18 protein-coding genes and 1 pseudogene are annotated in these 18,766 nt (G+C 69.7%); 12 read left to right on the top strand and 7 right to left on the bottom strand.

The genetic code is table 11. The features are described 5' to 3' along the window. Positions 1-200 precede the first annotated feature (200 nt). Genes AWC19_RS20015 through AWC19_RS19980 form a run of 8 tightly spaced genes read left to right on the top strand, consistent with a single transcriptional unit; the run spans position 201 to position 8,816 of the window. Positions 201-1,073: a mycofactocin-coupled SDR family oxidoreductase gene (locus AWC19_RS20015; protein WP_085079727.1), complete on the top strand. Its 873-nt coding sequence runs from the start codon at positions 201-203 to the stop codon at positions 1,071-1,073. A gap of 49 nt (positions 1,074-1,122) precedes the next feature. After that, complete coding sequence (locus tag AWC19_RS20010) at positions 1,123-2,061, top strand: thiamine pyrophosphate-dependent dehydrogenase E1 component subunit alpha (RefSeq protein ID WP_085079764.1); 939 nt, start codon at positions 1,123-1,125, stop codon at positions 2,059-2,061. 10 nt (positions 2,062-2,071) lie between these two features. After that, positions 2,072-3,070, top strand: a complete 999-nt coding sequence (locus tag AWC19_RS20005) for an alpha-ketoacid dehydrogenase subunit beta (protein WP_085079726.1) — start codon at positions 2,072-2,074, stop codon at positions 3,068-3,070. Continuing rightward, positions 3,063-3,299, top strand: coding sequence for a lipoyl domain-containing protein (locus AWC19_RS20000; protein WP_085079725.1), 237 nt, complete (start codon positions 3,063-3,065; stop codon positions 3,297-3,299). Before AWC19_RS20005 ends, AWC19_RS20000 begins: the two co-directional genes overlap by 8 nt. An 18-nt stretch (positions 3,300-3,317) precedes the next feature. Continuing rightward, positions 3,318-4,190 (top strand): enoyl-CoA hydratase-related protein, encoded by an 873-nt coding sequence (locus AWC19_RS19995; RefSeq protein WP_085079724.1) that lies wholly within the window; start codon positions 3,318-3,320, stop codon positions 4,188-4,190. A gap of 7 nt (positions 4,191-4,197) precedes the next feature. Beyond that, on the top strand, positions 4,198-5,730 hold the full coding sequence (locus AWC19_RS19990; RefSeq protein WP_085079723.1) for an acyl-CoA synthetase: 1,533 nt from the start codon (positions 4,198-4,200) through the stop codon (positions 5,728-5,730). 15 nt (positions 5,731-5,745) lie between these two features. Then, positions 5,746-7,119 carry an aromatic ring-hydroxylating oxygenase subunit alpha gene (locus tag AWC19_RS19985; RefSeq protein WP_085079722.1) on the top strand — a complete coding sequence of 458 codons (1,374 nt, stop codon included), beginning with the start codon at positions 5,746-5,748 and terminating at the stop codon, positions 7,117-7,119. Beyond that, complete coding sequence (locus tag AWC19_RS19980) at positions 7,116-8,816, top strand: FAD-binding protein (protein WP_085079721.1); 1,701 nt, start codon at positions 7,116-7,118, stop codon at positions 8,814-8,816. The genes AWC19_RS19985 and AWC19_RS19980 overlap by 4 nt, the downstream gene beginning before the upstream one ends. Positions 8,817-8,828: 12 nt before the next feature. Here AWC19_RS19980 and AWC19_RS19975 read toward each other — a convergent pair whose 3' ends face one another. Continuing rightward, positions 8,829-9,665: an enoyl-CoA hydratase-related protein gene (locus AWC19_RS19975; protein ID WP_085079720.1), complete on the bottom strand. Its 837-nt coding sequence runs from the start codon at positions 9,663-9,665 to the stop codon at positions 8,829-8,831. A 122-nt stretch (positions 9,666-9,787) separates the two neighbouring features. After that, positions 9,788-10,333, bottom strand: a complete 546-nt coding sequence (locus tag AWC19_RS19970) for an SAM-dependent methyltransferase (RefSeq protein WP_085079719.1) — start codon at positions 10,331-10,333, stop codon at positions 9,788-9,790. A gap of 87 nt (positions 10,334-10,420) precedes the next feature. Here AWC19_RS19970 and AWC19_RS19965 point away from each other — a divergent pair, with 87 nt between their 5' ends. Next, on the top strand, positions 10,421-11,005 hold the full coding sequence (locus AWC19_RS19965) for a TetR/AcrR family transcriptional regulator (RefSeq protein ID WP_085079718.1): 585 nt from the start codon (positions 10,421-10,423) through the stop codon (positions 11,003-11,005). A gap of 197 nt (positions 11,006-11,202) precedes the next feature. Further along, the gene (locus AWC19_RS19960) at positions 11,203-11,880 is read left to right on the top strand and encodes a cutinase family protein (protein ID WP_085079763.1); all 678 of its coding nucleotides are present in this window, start codon (positions 11,203-11,205) and stop codon (positions 11,878-11,880) included. A 57-nt stretch (positions 11,881-11,937) separates the two neighbouring features. Here the strand turns inward: AWC19_RS19960 and AWC19_RS19955 are convergent, their stop codons facing one another. Further along, positions 11,938-12,309, bottom strand: coding sequence for a DUF5073 family protein (locus AWC19_RS19955; protein ID WP_085079717.1), 372 nt, complete (start codon positions 12,307-12,309; stop codon positions 11,938-11,940). Further along, entirely contained in the window at positions 12,309-13,094 is a 786-nt protein-coding gene (locus AWC19_RS19950) for a heavy metal-binding domain-containing protein (protein WP_085079716.1), read from the bottom strand. Before AWC19_RS19950 ends, AWC19_RS19955 begins: the two co-directional genes overlap by 1 nt. A gap of 199 nt (positions 13,095-13,293) precedes the next feature. Between AWC19_RS19950 and AWC19_RS19945 the strand changes: the two genes are divergently transcribed. Together AWC19_RS19945 and AWC19_RS19940 are read left to right on the top strand one after the other, a co-directional pair. After that, positions 13,294-13,992 (top strand): ABC transporter ATP-binding protein, encoded by a 699-nt coding sequence (locus AWC19_RS19945; RefSeq protein WP_085079762.1) that lies wholly within the window; start codon positions 13,294-13,296, stop codon positions 13,990-13,992. Continuing rightward, entirely contained in the window at positions 13,989-16,529 is a 2,541-nt protein-coding gene (locus tag AWC19_RS19940; RefSeq protein ID WP_085079715.1) for an ABC transporter permease, read from the top strand. Before AWC19_RS19945 ends, AWC19_RS19940 begins: the two co-directional genes overlap by 4 nt. Before the next feature lie 359 nt (positions 16,530-16,888). On the opposite strand, the pseudogene AWC19_RS30780 reads toward AWC19_RS19940, so the two are convergent. From AWC19_RS30780 to AWC19_RS19925, 3 genes and pseudogenes are all read right to left on the bottom strand, one after another. Beyond that, a pseudogene (locus AWC19_RS30780) lies at positions 16,889-17,408 on the bottom strand (PPE family protein); the annotation flags it as partial. A gap of 116 nt (positions 17,409-17,524) precedes the next feature. Beyond that, positions 17,525-18,151: a class I SAM-dependent methyltransferase gene (locus AWC19_RS19930; RefSeq protein WP_085079713.1), complete on the bottom strand. Its 627-nt coding sequence runs from the start codon at positions 18,149-18,151 to the stop codon at positions 17,525-17,527. Beyond that, on the bottom strand, positions 18,148-18,717 hold the full coding sequence (locus tag AWC19_RS19925; RefSeq protein ID WP_085079761.1) for a DUF4389 domain-containing protein: 570 nt from the start codon (positions 18,715-18,717) through the stop codon (positions 18,148-18,150). The genes AWC19_RS19930 and AWC19_RS19925 overlap by 4 nt, the downstream gene beginning before the upstream one ends. Positions 18,718-18,766: the final 49 nt, after the last annotated feature.

Raw genomic sequence — 18,766 nt, 5'->3', positions numbered from 1 at the left:
TTAGGTATTCTAGCTACCCTAAGGGTTATCGATAGCCGGCCGCGGCCACGCGCACTTTTCCGTGGAAGACATGCGATGGAGCCGACCATTGGCCCCATCCCGACCACTGCCGCAGTCCGCGCGTGCCGCCGTGAATCACGTTGGGCCCCAACTCCTCCGCGGACCGGCGGGGCCGTAGCCGCTGGCACGGGGGACGGTCGATGGGCAGGGTAACGGGCAAGGTCGCCGTCATCAGCGGGGCCGCGCGCGGTCAGGGACGCTCGCACGCGCGGCTGCTGGCCGCCGAAGGCGCCGACATCATCGCGCTGGATCTGTGCGCCGATATCGAGACCAACGAGTACCCGCTGGCGCGCCCGGAGGATCTCGACGAGACGGCGCGGCTGGTCGAGAAGGAGGGCCGGCGCGCGTTCACGGCGATCGCCGACGTCCGCGACCGCGTCGCCCTGGCGGCCGCGATCGACCGCGGGGTCGCCGAGTTCGGCCACCTCGACATCGTGGTCGCCAACGCCGGCATCTGCCCGCTCACCGCGGGGCTGCCGCCGCAGGCGTTCGCCGACGCCGTCGACGTCGACCTGGTCGGCGTCCTGAACCTGGTGCACGCCAGCCTCAAGCACCTACAGGCCGGCGCGTCGATCATCGTGATCGGGTCGAACGCGGCGTTCATGTCGTCGATGAACACCACGGGCGCCGAGAGTGGGGTCGGTGGGCCGGGCGGGGCCGGTTACGCGTTCGCGAAACTCGCTGCCGCGCATTACGTCAACGACTTCGCCCTGGCGTTGGCCAAGTTCTCCATCAGGATGAACGCGGTGCACCCGACGAATGTCAACACCGACATGCTGCACAGCGCGCCGATGTACCGCGCCTTCCGGCCCGATCTGAAGGAACCGACCCGCGCGGACGCCGAACCGGTCTTCCCGGTGGTGCAGGCGATGCCGATCCCCTACGTGGAACCCGAGGACATCAGCGAGGCCGTGCTGTTTTTGGCGTCCGACGCGGCGCGCTACATCACCGGCCAGCAGCTGCGCGTCGACGGTGGCGGCTTCCTCAAGATCAAGCCGTGGTCGGGGGCGTGAGGGCGTGAGCGAGCCGACGCCCGACGTCCAGCGTCGCCTCTACGAGTTGATGGTGCTGATGAAGGCGGCCGACGACCGGCTTTCCAAGGGCATAAGCACCGGCGAATTCATGTGCGTGTACTGGCCGTCGCGCGGCCAGGAGGCCATCGCCGCCGCGATGGGTGTGGCGCTGCGTCCTGACGATCAGTTGGTCACGACCTACCGCGGGCTGCACGACCTCATCGGCAAGGGGGTGCCGCTCGAGGAGATCTACGGCGAGATGATGGGCCGCACCGTCGGCGCCGGCCGCGGCAAGGGCGGCACCATGCACATCGCCAACCCCGACAAGGGCGTCATGCTGTCCACCGGGATCGTGGGGGCCGGGCCGCCCGTCGCGGTGGGGCTGGCGCTCGCGGGCAAGCGCCGGGGCCTGGACCGCGTCACCGTCGTCAGCTTCGGCGACGGGGCGACCAACACCGGGTCGTTCCACGAGGCCGCCAACATGGCCGCCCTGTGGGACCTGCCGCTCGTGTTCGTCTGCCAGAACAACCTTTTCGCCGAGATGACGCCCACGTCGGCGACGATGAAGCTCGAGCGGGTGGCGCAGCGGGCGGCCGGCTACGGCATGCCGGGCGTCCGCGTCGACGGCAACGACCCGCTGGCGGTGAAAGCGGCGCTCGACGAGGCGCTGGCGCGCGCCCGCGGCGGCGCCGGACCCACCCTCGTCGAATGCGTGACCTTCCGGTTCCGCGGCCACTACTTCGGCGACCGGATGCCCTACATCCCCGAGGACCAACTCGCCGAGGCGATGGCCGCCGACCCGGTGCCGCGGTTCCGCGACCACCTCGCCGCGGCCGGCGTCTGCGGCGCCGACGAGCTCGACCGCATCGACACCCAGGCGCTGGCCACGGTGGAGGACGCCCTCGCGGCGGTCACGGGCGCGGGGTCGCCGTCCATCGACGAGCTCGACCGCGACGTGTACGCAACCCCGATCAGGTACCCGGTCTAGGGCGCGGCCGATGGAAGAACGGGAGATGACGATGCGCGAGGCGCTCAACCTCGCGCTCGACGAGGCGCTCGGCGCCGACGACCGAGTCTTCTTGCTGGGCGAGGACATTGCCGATCCCGGCGCGTCCGGGCCGACGGCGGGGCTGTCGACGAAGCACGGCCACGACCGCGTGCTGGACACGCCGATCTCGGAGGCCGCCATCCTGGGGGCGGCGATCGGCGCCGCGATCGACGGGATGCTGCCGGTGGCCGAGATCATGATCATGGACTTCATCGGCATCGCCGCCGACCAGTTGATCAACAACGCCGCCAAGCTGCGGTTCATGACCGCCGGGCGGACCTCGGCGCCGATCACCGTGCGCACCCAGGTCTACGGCGGGCTGGCCACCGGCGCCACGCACTCCCAGAGCCTGGAAGCCTGGTTCATGCACATCCCGGGCATGAAGGTGATCGTGCCGTCCACCCCGCGCGACGGCAAAGGGCTGCTGACGGCGGCGATCTTCGACGAGGACCCCTGCCTGTTCGTCGAAACGATCCGGCTGCAGGGCAAGAAGGGTCCCGTCCCGGTCGCACCCGGGTTTTCAATCCCGTTGGGACAGGCCGACATCAAGCGCCCGGGCACCGACGTGACAATCATCGGCTATGGCCGCAGTGTCCACGACGCGCTGGCGGCGGCGGCGACGCTCGCCGAGGGCGGCGTCAGCGCCGAGGTCGTCGACCTGCGCACCCTGGTGCCGCTCGACGTCGAGACCGTCGTCGAATCAGCCCGGCGCACCAGGCGCGTCGTGATCGTGCACGACGCCGTCCAGTTCGCCGGGCCCGGGGCCGAGGTCGCGGCCATCCTGCAGTCCGAGCTGTTCGGCGAGCTGGCCGCCCCCGTCGAACGGGTCGGCGCCCGGTTCGTCCCCAACCCGGCCGCCGCCGCACTCGAGGCGCGGGTCTACCCGTCCCCGGAACGCATCGTCGACGCGGCCCGGCGCACCTTGGAGAGGGCCAAAGTGCATGGGTGACTTCATCATCCGCATCCCGCGGGTGTCGGTGGCCGTCTCCGAGGCCGAACTCACCGACATCCTCGTCGACGCCGGCGAGCACGTCGAGGCCGGCACGCCGATCTACGTGATCGCCACCGAGAAGGCGGAACAGGAAATCGAAGCGGGGGCGTCGGGCACCGTGCACTGGACCGGTCAGGTCGGGACCACCTACGACATCGGCGCCCAAATCGGCGTAATCACTTCATAAACCAGAAAGGCATGCCACATGGACCTCAACGAGACCCGCGAGAGGATCATCTACGAAAAGGAGGGCCCGATCGCGCGCGTCACGCTCAACTGGCCCGAGAAGGCCAACGCCCAGGACCAGAAGCTGGCCGAAGAGGTCGACGCCGCGCTGGCCGACGCCGACCGCGACTACGACATCAAGGTGCTGATCCTCAAGGCCAACGGCAAGGGCTTCTGCTCCGGGCACGCCATCGGCAACAACGCGGTCGACTACCCGGCCTTCGTCGAGGGCGCGAAAGTCATGGGTACACCGTGGAAGCCGCAGACCGACCTGTTCGTCAAGCCGGTGCTGAACCTGTGGGAGTTCTCCAAGCCGACCATCGCCCAGGTGCACGGCTACTGCGTCGGCGGCGGCACCCACTACGGGCTCACCACCGACATCGTCATCGCCTCCGAGGACGCCTACTTCTCCTACCCCCCGCTGCAGGGATTCGGCATGCCGTCCGGTGAATGCTCCATCGAGCCTTGGGTTTTCATGAACTGGCGGCGGGCGGCGTACTACCTGTACCTGGCCGAGGTGATCGACGCCAAGAAGGCGCTCGAGGTGGGCCTGGTCAACGAGGTGGTGCCGCGCGAGCAGCTGGGCGACCGCGTCGAGGCCATCGCCCGCCACATCGCCCAGGCCCCGATGACGACCCTGCTGGCCACCAAGGCCAACCTCAAGCGGGCGTGGGAGCTGATGGGCATGCGGGTGCATTGGCAAAGCTCCAACGACCTCGTCGCGCTCGCGTCGATCAGCAAGGACGTGCAGCAGCTGATCCAGACGGTGTTCAAGGACAAGGTGCTGCCGTCCGAGCAGGCCCGGCGCCAGGCCGCCGCGGCCGCGTCGACCGACGGCGCCGCAACGCCCTAGGGCCCCGGTGAACATCGCCGACCACGCGAGCGCGGCCGCACAGTCGCCGGCCATCATCGCCGACGACCGGGTCGTCTCGTACGGCGAGCTGTTCACCCGGAGCCAGCGGGTGGCGGCCGTGCTGCACGGCGCCGGGTTGCGGCGGGGCGACGGCGTGGCGCTGGTGCTGCCGAACCGGCCCGAGTTCTTCGAAATCACCTGGGGCTGCCAGCTTTCCGGCCTCTACTACACCGCCGTCAACACCCACTTCACGCCCGACGAGGTCGCCTACGTCATCGACGACTCCGACGCCAAGGCGGTGTTCGTCGACGCCTCGATGTCCGAGCTGGCCGCGCACATCCGGGACGCCAATGCGGCGGTGGTCGCCCATCTTTCGGTTGGCGGCCCCCCGCCGGGCTGGCGGTCCTATGAGGACGCCCTGGCGGCGGCGGGAGACCCGCCGCCGCGCTCGGACGGGTCGGAGATGCTCTATTCGTCGGGAACGACCGGGCGGCCCAAGGCGGTTCGCCGGCCGCTCCCCGGCGACGGCAACGGGTCCTGGGCCCAGGCGGTCCTCGAAATGGCGCTGACGCACAAGTACGGGATGGACGCGAGCAGCGTGTACCTCTCCCCCGCGCCGTTGTACCACGCGGCCGGGGTGAACTACACGATGGCGGTGCACCGCGTGGGCGCCGCGGCGATCCTGATGCGCAGGTTCGACGCCGAGGCCGTGCTGCGGTTGATCGAGACCTACCGCGTCACCCACGCCCAGTTCGTCCCGACGATGTTCGTGCGGATGCTCAAGCTGCCCGAAGCGGTGCGGCGCGCCTACGACGTCTCCAGCCTCGAGTGCGTCATCCACGCCGCCGCCCCGTGCCCGGTGGACGTCAAGCGCCGGATGATGGAATGGTTCGGCCCCATCATCCACGAATACTACGGCGGCACCGAGGGTTTCGCGGGCACCACGATCGGGCCCGAGGAGTGGCTGGCCCACCCCGGGTCGGTGGGCAGGCCGCTGAGCCCCGTCCATGTGGTCGGCGACGACGGCGTCGAGCTTCCGGTGGGCGAGGCCGGGGAGTTGTTCTTCGAGGGCGGGCCCGATTTCGAGTATTTCAAGGACCCGGCCAAGACGGCGTCGGTCTTCAACGACCGGGGCTGGCGGTCGTTGGGCGACATGGGGTACGTCGACGAGGACGGATACCTCTACCTCACCGACCGTTCGACGTTCATGATCGTTTCGGGCGGGGTGAACATCTACCCGCAGGAGGTGGAGAACCTGCTGGTGATGCACCCCAAGCTGGTGGACGCGGCGGTGTTCGGCGTCCCCAACGACGAGTTCGGCGAGGAGGTCAAGGCGGTCGTGCAACCGGTAGCCGGCGTCGAGCCGGGCCCGGGTTTGGAAGCCGAGCTCATCGCCTACTGCCGGGCCCACCTCGCCGGCTACAAGTGCCCGCGCACAGTCGAATTCTCCCCCGAGTTGCCCCGCGACCCTAACGGAAAGCTCTACAAGCGGCGCCTTCGGGAGCGCTACTGGGCGGGGCGGGCATCCCGGATCGTGTGAAGGTAAGGGGAACTCATGGGAACCACGGAAGTTAATTGGACACCGCTGCCGGTGCCGTGGGCGGTCCGTACCCCCGATCGGATCCCCAAGCAGCGCTACTACGACCCCGAGTTCTACGCCCTGGAGTGCGAGATGCTTTGGCCCCGGGTGTGGCAGATGGCGTGCCGGCTCGAGGAAATCCCCAGAACCGGCGACTACGTCGAATACGAGATCCTCGACGAGTCCATCATCGTCGTGCGCCTGGACGCCGAAAACGTGCGCGCCTACCACAACGCCTGCCGGCATCGCGGTGTAAAGCTGGTGCAAGGCAACGGAAATCGGCGCACTTTCGTCTGCCCCTTCCACGGCTGGTGCTGGGCCATCGACGGGCGCAACACCAACGTGGCGCGCCCCGAGGAATTCGACGACCACAACCTGGACCCCGACGACCTTCGGTTGGTTCCGGTCCGGTGCGAGCTGTGGGGCGGCTGCGCGTGGATCAACCTCGACGACGACGCGCCGCCATTGCGGGATTGCTTCGAGCCGTTCGCCTCCATCTACGACGCGTGGAAGGTGGAGTCGCTGCGCGTGGAGTGGTGGCAATCCTGCCTGCTGCCGGTGAATTGGAAGCTGGCCACGGCCGCCTTCATGGAGGGCTACCACGTCCCGCAGACGCACCCGCAGCTGCTGCCGTCGTCGATGCCCGGCACGTCGTCCAAGGCGCCGGGGCTGGCGCAGACGAACCTTCACTTCATGCGCACCCTCGGCGAGGGCATGGCGGGCATGACCCACGAGAACGACATCCGCATCGCCGAGGGGCTGCAGACCATGGAGCTGCCGGCCGACCCGGCCGAGGCGATGGCCACCTGGCGCCGCACCGTGAACGACGCCGTCGTCAGCTGGCATCGGGCCCGGGGCTGCGACATGCCCGACCTCAACGAGCTGGAACGCCGCGGCATCACCGAGGCCATCAATTTCGCGTTCCCGCACTACTTTCTGCTGCCCCAGTACAGCAGCGCCTCGTCGTACCGGATCCGCCCGCTCGGCCCGGAGGAGACGTTGTTCGAAATCTGGTCACTCACCCGCATCCCGCCGGACCAGCTCACCGGCAAGCCCACGCCACCGGAGCCCATGGCGCCCGACGACCCGCGCTGGCCGCCCATCCCGGCCCAGGACTTCTCCAACCTGCCCAGGCAGCAAAAGGGCCTGCACTCCAAGGGATTCGAGTACATGCGACTGTCCAGCCGAATCGAAGGGCTGATCTCCAACTTCGAACGGGTCATCGACGGCTTCCTCGCCGGGCTGCCCTACGAAACGCTGCTGCCCGCCATCCAGAAGACCAACACGACCATCGACGTGCCGATGGTCGACCTCGGATTCACCTCGAGCGTCGGCACCGGGTCACGATGAGCACCGACTGGGACCGCTCGGTCGACCTGCTGATCGCGGGCAGCGGCGGCGGGGGCATGGTGGCGGGGCTCGCCGCGCTCGACTGCGGGCTCGAGCCGTTGATCGTCGAAAAGCAGGCGCTGGTCGGCGGGTCGACGGGGCTTTCGGGCGGCATCGTCTGGATGCCGAACAACCCGCTGATGCGGGCCGACGGCGTCGCCGACACGCACGAGGACGGCCTGGCCTACCTGGCCGACGTGGTCGGTGACATCGGCGCGCCGTCCTCCCCCGCGCGCCGCGAGATGTTCCTCACCGCGGGCTATGAGATGGTCAATTTCCTTGTGCGCAAGGGCGTCCGGCTGGTCCGTTGCGCCGGCTGGAGCGACTACTACCCCAACCACAAGGGCGGCAACGAGGCCGGCCGCGCGATCGAGGGCGTCCCGTTCGACGCGGCCGAGCTGGGCGGCTGGCGCGACAAGGTGCAACCGCCGCTGGCCAAGAACTACGGATTCGTCGTCCTGACCAACGAGCTGCGCTCGGTGCAGTACTACAACCGCTCGCCGCGCGCGTTCGCGGTGGCGGCGCGGGTGTTCGCGCGCACCGCCGCCGCGCGGGCGCGCCGCCGCCAGGTCCTGACCAACGGCGCGTCGCTGATCGGTCAGATGCTCAAGGCCTTGATCGAGCTCAGCGACGGCCAGCCGCCGCTGTGGACGAACGCCGCGATGGACGACCTCGTGGTCGAGGACGGCCGCGTCGTCGGCGCGCGGATCGTGCGCGACGGGGTGCCGGTGAACGTCGAGGCGCGCAAGGGGGTCCTGCTGGCCGCCGGCGGATTCGCCCACAACAAGGACATGCGCCGCCAGTACAGCGGCGACCAACCCAACGAGGGGCAATGGTCGATCGCCAACGCCGGGGACACCGGCGAAGTGCTGCAGGCCGCGATGAGGCTGGGCGCGAAGACGGACCTGCTCGACGAGGCCTGGTGGCTGCCTTCGGTTTTCATCGCCAACGGAGGCGCCGCCGCCGCGTCGCTCGGCTCGGGCCGGCAGCGGCCCGGCGCCATCTACGTCGACGCCACCGGGCGCCGGTTCTGCAACGAGTCGAACTCCTACGTCGAGGTCGGCAAGGCGATGTACGCCAACAAGGCGGTGCCTTGCTGGATGATCTTCGACGACGGGTACGTGCGCCGCTACGTCACCAGCACCAACCCGTTCAAGCGCGGCACCGACCTGCCCCCGGAGCTCATCGAGAGCGGCGCCGTCAAGCGCGGCGCGGACATCGTCGACCTGGCCCGCCAAATCGATCTTCCCCCTGACGAATTGGCGCGCACGATCGGCCGGTTCAACCGGTTCGCCGCCAAGGGCCTCGACCCCGACTTCGGGCGTGGGCAGTCGGCCTACAACGACTGCCTCGGCGATCCCGGCTATCGGCCCAACGCCGCGGTCGGCCCGCTGGACCGCGCGCCCTACTACGCGACCCGCGTCTTCCCGGCCGACGTCGGGACGTGCGGCGGCGTGGTCACCAACGAGCACGCGCAGGTCCTCGACGAGCAGGACCGGGTGATCGGGGGCCTGTACGCCACCGGCAACACCACCGCGACGGTCATGGGCCGCACCTATCCGGGCGCCGGCGCAAGCATCGCCAGCTCGATGGTGTTCGGGTACGTCGCGGCGCGGCACGCGGCCGGCCGGCGAATCGCCGGCGAGAAGACCCGCTAAATCCCGCTCGCGCTAAGGAGTCTCGTCGCGGCCGACGAAGTCGCGGGGCTTCATCCCCGACTGCATGAGTTCGGCGCGCCGCGCCTGGACGTCGGAGGCGGCGCCCACCATGTTGGTCAGGATGTGGCTGACCTGGAGGTGCACCCGCATCCCCATCAACTCCCACGCCCGCTTGACGTTGTTCTTCACCGCCATCAGCGTGGTCAACGGGATTTGGGAGATCTTGCGCGCCATCTCCTCGACGGTGTCCTCCAAATCCTCCCGCGGCACAACGCGATTGAGCAGCCCCCAGTCGAGAGCCTGCTGCGCGGACAGCGTCGGCGCCAGCAGCAGCCAGTCCATGGTGCGGTGCCAGTTCATCATCAACCACGGCTCGATCATGGTGTGCCCGCCGGGCTCGCCGAGGCTTTGGGCAAGCGGCATCTGGAAATACGCGTCTTCGGACGCCACGCAGAAATCGGTCAGCAGGCCCAGGTAGATCCCGCCGCCCATGCAATAGCCGTGGATCTGCGAAATCGTCGGCTTGGGAAACTCCCACAGGTACAGCGTGGGCCACAAGAAAAGATCGGCGGTTCCCTTGTAGAGGTCCTCGAAGGTGTTCCCGAAGTCCGGGTAGGGGTTCTCGTCCGGGCCCCAGCGGGCAACGTGCCCGCCGCAGAAGCCCTTGCCGTTGGCCTTGAGGATGACGACCTTGATCTCGCTGTCGCGGTCGGCCTCGTGCAGACAATTGTCGACCTCGGTGACCAACACGGCGTCCTTGGTGTTGGCCTTGTCCACCCGGTTGAGGATGATCCGCGCAATCGGCGGTTCGCGTTCATAGATGATCGCTTCGAGCACGCGCCGCTCCATCTGCGTGACATTACCTTTCGGGACCGGGTTTTCGGGACCGGGTTTCGAGCCTGCGCTGGGCGCGCGATTTCGGCGCGAATTCGTGATCTGGACGCCGGCTCGAAGACGCGCCCCGCGCCCGCTCAGCGCCGCGCCAGCAGCCACGCGCAGCCGTCGCCTTCGCCGGCGGCCACCAGGCGGAGTTCGCCGAACGCGGCGGGCAGCTCGCCGGGCGCCGCGCGGAACGGTCCCGGCGCCGCCCCCACCTCGCTGAGGGCGGCGATCGCCAACAGCCCGCCGGGCGCGAGCCGCTCGATCATCGCCGGGTCGAGGCGGCGGTCGCGGAATCGGTGGCACACGATCACATCGACCGGCGGCCCCGCGGGCAACCCGCCGTCGAGGTCGACGACGTCGAAGCGGCAGCGATCGCCCACCCCGGCGCGGCGGGCCAAGTCGCGCGCCTGGCCGACGGCCACCGGCGAGATATCGAGCCCCACGACTTTCAGCCCGCGACGCGCCAACCAGACCGCGGCGAGCCCCGGGCCGCAGGCCACGTCGAGAGCCCGTCCCGCCGTTGGGAATACGTCCGCGTGGCGGGCCAGGACGTCCGGCGGCCCGATCGCGCCCAGCGGCGGCGCTCCAGCACCGGCGTATCGCTCGTCCCAGCGACGCCTGTCCTCCGCGGCCACCGGCGCCCACCTCTTTCTCTTACCCGTTCATTTCTGTTACCCGTTCACGGAATTGTTGGCCGTTCGCCACGTTTCTACACTGGACCGGTGTCTAGAAAAGCGGTTTCCCCCGCCGACACCGCTCGCCGGTCGGATCGCCGGCCGGCCCAGACCATTCGCAAGGTGCTCGACGCCGGACTGCAAGAACTTCGGGAGTCGTCGTACGCCAACCTGACGATGCGGGCGGTCGCGACCCGCGCCGGCGTTTCCCCCGCGAGCGCCTACACCTACTTCCCCTCGAAGAGCGCGCTGGTGGCCGCGGTTTACCTGCGCTTCCTGCGGGATCTTCCGCTGCACACCGACGTCGACGAGCCCACCAAGTTCCGCGTTAGCGCCACGTTGCGCGACATGGCCCTGGCGGTGGCCGACGAACCGGAGCTGACCGTCGCCTGCGGCGCCGCGCTGATGGCCGACGACCCGGCGGTCACGCCGCTGCGCGAGCAGATCGGCGAGGAGGTGTCCCGGCGCATCGCGGCCGCCCTGGGCCCCGGGTGGCCGCGGGCGGTGAAATCGACCTTGCAGATGATGTTCTCCGGTGCGCTGATGACGGCGCGGTTCGTCAACTACGACGACATCGCCGGCCAGCTCGACGAAGCGGTCGCCCTCGTCCTGCGCGCCTCGCAAGCTTGCTGACCGACCGGCGCGCAGCAGCCGGCGACCGACTTGGTCACACGTCACCGCGGGATGAGGCACGCGCCCGCGACGCTTGAAGCCCGCCCACGCGACGCGCTGACCTGCGACAATCGGGCGTCGTGCGGGGCGCAAAGCCCAACCGGCCGGCGCCGGACCGGCCGCGGCTCGCCGAGCAGCGGCTATCGGTCTGTGCCAAAATGCCGAGCGTGCAGTCGTCTCCCCTCGCCAGGCTCATTTGTGCTGCCGTAGCGCCATTTTGGGCGTTACTGATCGCGCCCGTTCCTTCCGCGGCGGCCGAGCCGTGCCCCGACGTCGAGGTGGTGTTCGCCCGGGGCACCAACGAACCGCCGGGCGTCGGCAGGATCGGCCAGGACTTCGTCGACAGCCTGCGCTCGCGCGTCGGCGGCAAGTCGCTCGGCGTATACCCGGTGAACTACCCGGCCTCCATCAATTTCCCCACCGCGATCGACGGCATCACGGACGCCGGGCATCATGTCGAGTCCATGGCGGCCGGCTGCCCCCGGACCAAGATGGTCCTCGGCGGCTATTCCCAGGGCGCGGCGGTGATGGGCTTCGTCACGGCCAATAAGGTGCCCGACGGGGCGAACCTGGCCGAGCCACCCCAGCCGATGCCGCCGGAGGTCGCCAACCACGTCGCCGCGGTCACCCTGTTCGGCACCCCCTCGACGCAGTTCATGAGCATCGTCAACGAGCCGCCGATCACGATCGGCCCGCAGTACGCGGCCAAGACGCTCGAGTTGTGCGTTCCCAACGATCCGGTGTGCTCCGGCTCGGGATTCCCGGCCGCGCACCGGCAGTACGTCGAGGCCGGGATGGTCGACCAGGCCGCCGACTTCGCCGCGGGCCGCCTCTGAGCCGTGCCTCTAAGCTTTGCCTCTAAGCCTTTGACCGCCCGGCGCCGGCGAGCGGCGTCAGGCGCCGGTCTCGAGAACCTCAAGCGCCGCCTCGATGTTGGGAACGATCGTCGGGCCGTAGCCGCTCACCAGCTGCCCCAGCGCCCGGGCGATGTGCGGGCCGACGGCCCCAGCGGCGAGGACCTCCTGGGCGAGCACGATCCCGTTGACCACGTGCGCCGCGCTCAGCCGGCCGTCGGGCGCAACCTCGTACCGCCAGTCACCGATCTGGATCCGCTCCGGCTGCGAGCGGAAGAAACCCCGCCGCGCCGGGACGACGATCACCCCCGGTACGGCGCCAAAGACCTTGACCACCAACCCGACTCCGCCGTGCCCCGCGAGGGCCGACCCGACGGCCCGGCTGACGCGCTCGTGGTCGAACCCGGTCATCAATCGTTCATCGACAAGACGAACGACGGCGTCAGGGTCTGCGGTTCGCCGCCGCGACGCACGGCCGTGCCCGCCACGTAGAACTCCACCGTGTGGTGTCCCCACGCATAGTTGGAGATGGCGAAATGCACACCGACGACGCCGTTTCCGCCGTCTCGCTCGGCTTCGCTTTGCATGCGCGACATCGCCAACTCGCGAGCCTGGTAGCTGCCCTGGGTCCATTGCGGCATCTCGGTGTTGCGACCCGCCTGCTTGAGCATCGCCATGAACCCTTGCACCGCAACGTGAAACACGCAGTTTCCCATCACGAACGCGACCGGCGCGTAGCCGGACCGCAGCAGCGTGGTGAGGTCCTGGCCGGACAGGTGGCTGGTGAACGCCTGCCCGTTGGGGCGCCGATACGCCCCCGGCTTGGGGGTGTAGCGCACCGCGGTGCCGACCGCGATGAACTCGAGGTGCTCGCCCTCCCCTTGATGACGCCACTCCAGGCGGACGCCGACCACCCCGTCGGCGCCCAGCGCATCGGCCTCGGCCTGCATCCGTGACATCGCGTTCCAGCGCGCCCGATACGTCGCGTCGGTGAGCACGGGCAGCTCGGATTGCTGCCGGATGCCGGTGAACTGGTAGCCCACATGATAGACCGACACGCCCATCACCAGCTCGATCGGCTCGAATCCGGCGCCGTGCAGCAAAGCGAACTCGTTGATGGACAGATCGGATGTGAATACCTTGCCGGCATGCGAGAGCCGTTCGCTGGCGACTGGGTCGAGCGGGTTCGGTTGCATGGTCAAGCGCCCTCCTGCGGTCCAGGGGAAAAGCGTAACGGGCCAGCCCCGAAAGCGGCTCGATGAACCGGGAGCGGCGTGCCCTCGTTATCCCGGTAGCGGCGACCGGCGGGGGGCGGTCCCGCGCCGAGGAGTGCTGACGGGCGGGAGGGTCATGTTCGGACGCGTCGAGACCTGCAGTGCCGCCAAGCACAAACTCTTGACCATCGAACTTCGCGACGTGGTGCGCGAATACCGCATCGGGGGTCAATCCGTGCGAGCCCTCGACGGGATCAGCCTGCGGCTCGAGGGCGGGCAGTTCCTGGCGATCGTCGGCCCCTCCGGCGCGGGCAAAAGCACGCTGCTGCATCTGCTCGGCGCGCTGGACTCCCCCGACTCGGGCTCCATCGAATTCGACGGCGACGAGATCGGCCGCCTCAGCGACGAGCAGCAGTCGGCGTTCCGCCACCATCGCGTGGGCTTCATCTTCCAGTTCTTCAACCTGTTGCCGACGCTGTCGGCGTGGGAGAACGTCGCGGTGCCCAAGCTGCTCGACGGCGTCCGGCTGGGCAAGGTCAAGCCGGACGCGATCCGGCTGCTGGAGCGGGTTGGGCTCGGCAACCGGACCGAACACCGACCCGCCGAGCTGTCCGGCGGACAGATGCAGCGGGTCGCCGTGGCGCGGGCGCTGATGATGGACCCGCCGCTGATCCTCGCCGACGAACCAACCGGGAACCTCGATTCCGCGACGGGCTCGTCGATCCTGGCGCTGCTTTCCGAGGTGGCCCACGAACCGGGCCGCGGCCGGCTGGTCGTGATGGTCACCCACAACGCCGCGGCCGCCGAAGCGACCGACCGGGTCGTCACGCTGCAAGACGGCCGGATCGGCTCCGACGCGCCGGCGCGGGTCCTGGTGTGAGACCCGGCTCCGCGATCGGGGCCGCGGCCAGCCGGCTGCGCCTGTTCAGCCTGCGTGAGCTCGCCGTGCACGGCCGGCGCACGATCGCCTCGATCGCCGTCATGGCGGTCTCGGCGATGTATCTGGTCGCGGTGTTCGGCATATTCGGGTCGATCACCGGATCGGTGAACCGACTCGCCGACGGCGTCGCGGGCATCGCCTCCCTCGAGGTGTCGGGCATCACCGATGCCGGATTCCCCGACACCATCACCGCCGACGTGGCCGCCGTACCGGGGGTCGCCACCGCCGCACCGATGATCCGGACGTCGGCGGCCACGTCGTCGGCGCCGGTCCTGCTGTTCGGCGCCGACGACCGCCTCGCCGCGCTGGGCGGCGCCCTGAAGGACGCCTTGAACAAAAATGGAATGCAAAACGGCGCCGCGGGGCAACCGGCGGCCCCGTCCGGACCACCCGGCGCGCCGAACGCCGTGCGCGTCGGGCCGGGCGTCGGCCACGCCAAGGGCGAGACATTCCAACTCGGCTCCGCGACGGTCACCGTCGGCGAGGTGCTCACCGGCAAACAGGTCGCCGCGCTCAACGGCGGCCACTACGTCCTGGCCCCACTTGCCTTGGCGCAGAACGCCACCGGGCGGCGGGGCCAGCTCGACTCGATCCTGATCACCACCAAACCCGGCGCGGACGTGGCCCAGGTGCGCGCCGCGGTCACCGCCGCGGTGAACGGCCGGGCGATCGTCGCCGAGCCCAGCATGCGGGCGACCCGGGCCGGTGACGGCGTGAAGCTGATGAACTACATGGCGCTGATGGGCGCCATGGTCGCGCTGATGGTCGGCGCGTTCCTGATCTACACCACCATGACGATGGCGATCACCCAGCGCCGGCCGGTCATCTCGTTGCTGCGCGCCATCGGCGGCCGGCGCACCACGATCGTCCTCGACCTGCTCGCCGAGGCCGCGGTCCTCGGCGTCCTCGGCGGGGCCATCGGCGCGGGTCTTGGAATCCTGTTGGGCCGCATCGCCATCGGGCGGTTGCCGCCGGCGATGACGCAAGGGCTGGAGGCCCGCATCGAGTACTGGCTGCCCGGCTACGCCATACCGGTGGCCGTCGCGGCGACCGCGTTCACCAGCGTGGTCGCCTCGGCGATGGCCGCGCGCCAGGTGTATAAGGTCGCGCCGATCGAGGCCCTTGCCCCCGTGGGGGTTTCGGCGGCGGATCGGGTGCCGCGCTGGCTGCGGGTCACGTGCGGGATCGCCGCCGTCGTCGTTCTCGCGGCCGCGGTCGCGCTGGTGTTGCGGCAGCGGGGCGTGGTGGCCTTCGTCGCGATGGCGGCGGTGTTCTCCGCCGAGATAGCGCTCGGCTTCGCGCTCACCGTGCCCATCGTCAAGGCCACGGCCGCGACGGCAAGACTGTTCGGTTCCGTCGGGGCGCTCGCCGCGGCGACCATCGAGCGGGCGCCGCGCCGGGTGTGGGCGACGGTGATGACGGTGCTCATCGCGGTGGTCACCACCGTCACCATCACCGGAACCAACACCGACATGATCTCCTCGGCGCGGCGCATCTTCGCCCCGGCCGCCGAGGTGCCGGTGTGGGTGAGCGCGAATCCGCCGGACAGCTACCCGACTGACGCTCTGCCGCAAGGGCTTTCCGACAAGCTGGCCGCGCTGCCGGGGGTCCGGCGCGTCACCGCGGGCGCCGCCGGGTTCGCCGAAGTGGGCGGCACCCGCGTCATGCTCGACGGGTTTTCCGCCGGTACCGCCGATCCGCTGTTCCGTGCGCTCGACGACCGCGTGCGCGACGAAGTGATCGCCGGCCGGGGCGTGGTGCTGTCGCAGAACCTGGGCAAGACGCTGCGCGTCCGGGTCGGCGAGCAGTTGCGGATGCAAACGCCCCACGGCGTGCGGCAGGCGACCGTCCTGGCGCTGGTGCCGTATTTCTCGACGGTCATCGGCACAGTGGGGATGGGCCTCGACCAGCTGCGTGCGTGGTACGACCGTCCGCTGGCCACCACGCTCGAGCTCGCCGCCGCGCCGGGCGTCGATCCGCACCGGTTGCTGGCCGACGTGCGGGCGGCGGTGCCGGCGCCGACCTACGTCTACGACGGTCGCGCCAAGCTGGCCGGGCTGGAGGCGCCGATGCACCAAAGCATGTTCATCGCCGACGCGGTCTGGATCATCGTCGTGTTCGTGGCGGCGGTGGCGCTGCTCAACACGCTGACGCTGTCCGTGCTCGAGCGGCGCCGGGAGATCGGCGTGCTGCGGGCGATGGGTTCCAGCCGCCGGTTCACGTTGCGGATGGTGCTGGCCGAGGCGGCGGGCATCGGTGTGATCGGCGGCGCGCTGGGCCTGGCCTTCGGGCTGACGGACCAGTGGCTGTTCAGCCTGGTGAGCGGGGACATGATGAACTTCCAGGTCACGTTCCGGCCCAGCCCGATGGCGCTGGTCTTCACCGTCGGAGCGCTGGCGATCAGCCTGCTCGGCTCCGTGCCGCCCGCGCGCCGCGCGGCGCGCCTGAACATCATCGAGGCCCTCAGCGTCGAGTGACCCCTGACGCGATCAGAAGCCCAGCGGCAGCAGCGCGGTGAACAGCGGGGCCAGCGGATCGGTGACGGGAAGGGCGAGGGTGCTGTTGAGGAACGGCGCCACCGGGCTTCGGAAGGTAAGGGTCGTCTGGCCTGGGGCCCCCAGCCCCAGGGTCGGCTCGAAGCCGGAGGTCGCCGACGCGGTGAAGAGCGGGCTCACGATGTTGGTCGCGACGAAGTTGTTGTCGTCGGGGTCGGCGAGCGACGTCGTCGAGAACAGGCCGCCGAAGTTCGTGGTTTGGCTCATGAGGTCCGGGTCGCCGGGCACCGGGTTGGTGACCGGAGGCAGGCCCAGCGCGGCGGCGAGCCGGGTGGCCAGGCCATTGAGCGACTGCTGCCATGGCGGCAGCTGCGCGGCGGCGGCCGAGGCCCCGGAGTGGTAGCCGGCCATGGCGGCCACATCTTGGGCCCACATCTGCTCGTATTCGGCCTCGGCCGCGGCGATCGCGGGCGCGTTCTGCCCGAACACATTCGACATCACCAGCTGCACGAAACCGTTCCGGTTCGCGGCGACCAGCAACGGATGCACCGTCGCCGCCTGCGCGGCCTCGAACGCTCCGGCCACCGCGCGGGCCTGCCCGGCCGCCCCCATCGCCTGGGTCGCCGCCTCGCTGAGCCACTGGGCGTAGGGAGCCGCCGCGGCCGACATCGCCGCCGACGCGGGGCCCTGCCAGGCCCCATCCGTCAGGCCCGACGTGACCGACGCGAACGACGACGCGGCCGACCCCAACTCCGAGGCCAGCCGGTCCCACGCCGTGGCGGCGGTCAGCATCGGGGCCGCACCCGCACCGGAGAACATCCGCGCCGAATTGATTTCCGGCGCCAACACCGAATAGTTCATCACCACAGTCCATTTCTCGGCGGCCCGCGACGATCACGCCGGCGGCATCGGAACCGACGACGTGCCCCGTGTCCACGACACGAGACCGGCCGCCAAACGGTTCAATGTGATTTACGTCACAATATATCGCCGGCGATGGCGACGCCCTGCAGGTGCGGCTTGCAGGGGAACGGCACCGGGGTCCGGACGCTGCGCAGCCCCGTGGTGTCGAAGCCCGCCGCGGCGATGGCGTCGACGGTTCGTCGGTTCGGGTGGCAACCGGACGCCAGCCAGGACCACGGCTTTGCGACCAGGTCCTGCAGCCGGCCCGTCGCGCCTTCCCCGCGGACATGTTCGAGCACGACGAGCCTGCCGCCGGGAACCAGCACGCGCCGGATCTCGCCGAGGGTCGCCGCCACGTCGTCGACCGAGCACAGCACCAACCCGATGTGGACCGAATCGAAACTGTTGTCGGGGAACGGGATTGACTCGCCCGTCCCGTCGACGATGTCCGCGGCGACACCGTGGCGCTCGGCTAGGTGCGACGCCATCCGCCGGAAGGCGGCCACCGGTTCGACGGCGGCGACCGACGTCACCGCCGGCGGAACGAACTTCAGGTCGGTCCCCGGCCCCAGGCCCAGCATCAGCAGCCGGCCGGTGGCATGTCCGAGGGCCTCGCGGCGATAGCGGTTGTAGAACAACCGGTCGAAGACGGGCTGACCGAACCGGTATACGTAAGGGAATAACGGGTTTTCGCGCGTCAGCTGCTACCTAGATCCAGTCGGAACGGCGGGTATTCGTCACTCATCAACGATACATACACGGCCACCCGATAACGCCACCGAACGATTCCCATCAGGAGGTCGAACATGCCGCGGTTGATGCTGCCGGTGCACAGCAACCACACCGCGGAGATCACGCACAGCACCTGCAGCAGCGGCTCCATCGCCCAGCACAGCACTATGTGCGGCAGCCCCAGCAGCCACCACTTCACCAGCACCGTCCACCTGGCGAGCCGCTCGGGATAGTCGACCGCCAGATCGCCCGGATAGTCGGGCCGGGGTCCCAGCGCGAACGGCGGGTACCTGTCGGTGCTGTTCATCGGGAATCGGTAGTTCATCACCCGCCACGACCAGCGCAGCACGCCGACGTTGAAGTCGAAGATGGGCCGCGGATAGCGCCCGGTCACCAGGATCGCCACCGCGGCGACGACCGTCAGCAGCGGATAGATCAGGTAAAGGAGTATCAAGATCGGGTAGTGCGGCACGGCCAGCACGCACCACTTGACGAGCCACAGCCAGCGCGAGGGCGCCCCGAGGTCACCGCGCACCCGGACCGGACCGGCCGCCGCGCGTTCGGCGATCGGTTCGGCGGCCTCC

The organism is Mycobacterium palustre (assembly GCF_002101785.1).
GTDB classification, from domain to species: Bacteria; Actinomycetota; Actinomycetes; order Mycobacteriales; family Mycobacteriaceae; genus Mycobacterium; species Mycobacterium palustre.
This window is presented reverse-complemented; position numbering and strand designations above follow the sequence as displayed.

Excerpts from the sequence above, each read along its gene's own strand:
- AWC19_RS20015 (WP_085079727.1), top strand. The coding sequence starts at position 201 with ATGGGCAGGGTAACGGGCAAGGTCGCCGTCATCAGCGGGGCCGCGCGC.
- AWC19_RS20010 (WP_085079764.1), top strand. The coding sequence starts at position 1,123 with ATGGTGCTGATGAAGGCGGCCGACGACCGGCTTTCCAAGGGCATAAGC.
- AWC19_RS20005 (WP_085079726.1), top strand. The coding sequence starts at position 2,072 with ATGGAAGAACGGGAGATGACGATGCGCGAGGCGCTCAACCTCGCGCTC.
- AWC19_RS20000 (WP_085079725.1), top strand. The coding sequence starts at position 3,063 with ATGGGTGACTTCATCATCCGCATCCCGCGGGTGTCGGTGGCCGTCTCC.
- AWC19_RS19995 (WP_085079724.1), top strand. The coding sequence starts at position 3,318 with ATGGACCTCAACGAGACCCGCGAGAGGATCATCTACGAAAAGGAGGGC.
- AWC19_RS19985 (WP_085079722.1), top strand. The coding sequence starts at position 5,746 with ATGGGAACCACGGAAGTTAATTGGACACCGCTGCCGGTGCCGTGGGCG.
- AWC19_RS19980 (WP_085079721.1), top strand. The coding sequence starts at position 7,116 with ATGAGCACCGACTGGGACCGCTCGGTCGACCTGCTGATCGCGGGCAGC.
- AWC19_RS19975 (WP_085079720.1), bottom strand. The coding sequence starts at position 9,665 with ATGGAGCGGCGCGTGCTCGAAGCGATCATCTATGAACGCGAACCGCCG.
- AWC19_RS19960 (WP_085079763.1), top strand. The coding sequence starts at position 11,203 with ATGCCGAGCGTGCAGTCGTCTCCCCTCGCCAGGCTCATTTGTGCTGCC.
- AWC19_RS19955 (WP_085079717.1), bottom strand. The coding sequence starts at position 12,309 with ATGACCGGGTTCGACCACGAGCGCGTCAGCCGGGCCGTCGGGTCGGCC.
- AWC19_RS19950 (WP_085079716.1), bottom strand. The coding sequence starts at position 13,094 with ATGCAACCGAACCCGCTCGACCCAGTCGCCAGCGAACGGCTCTCGCAT.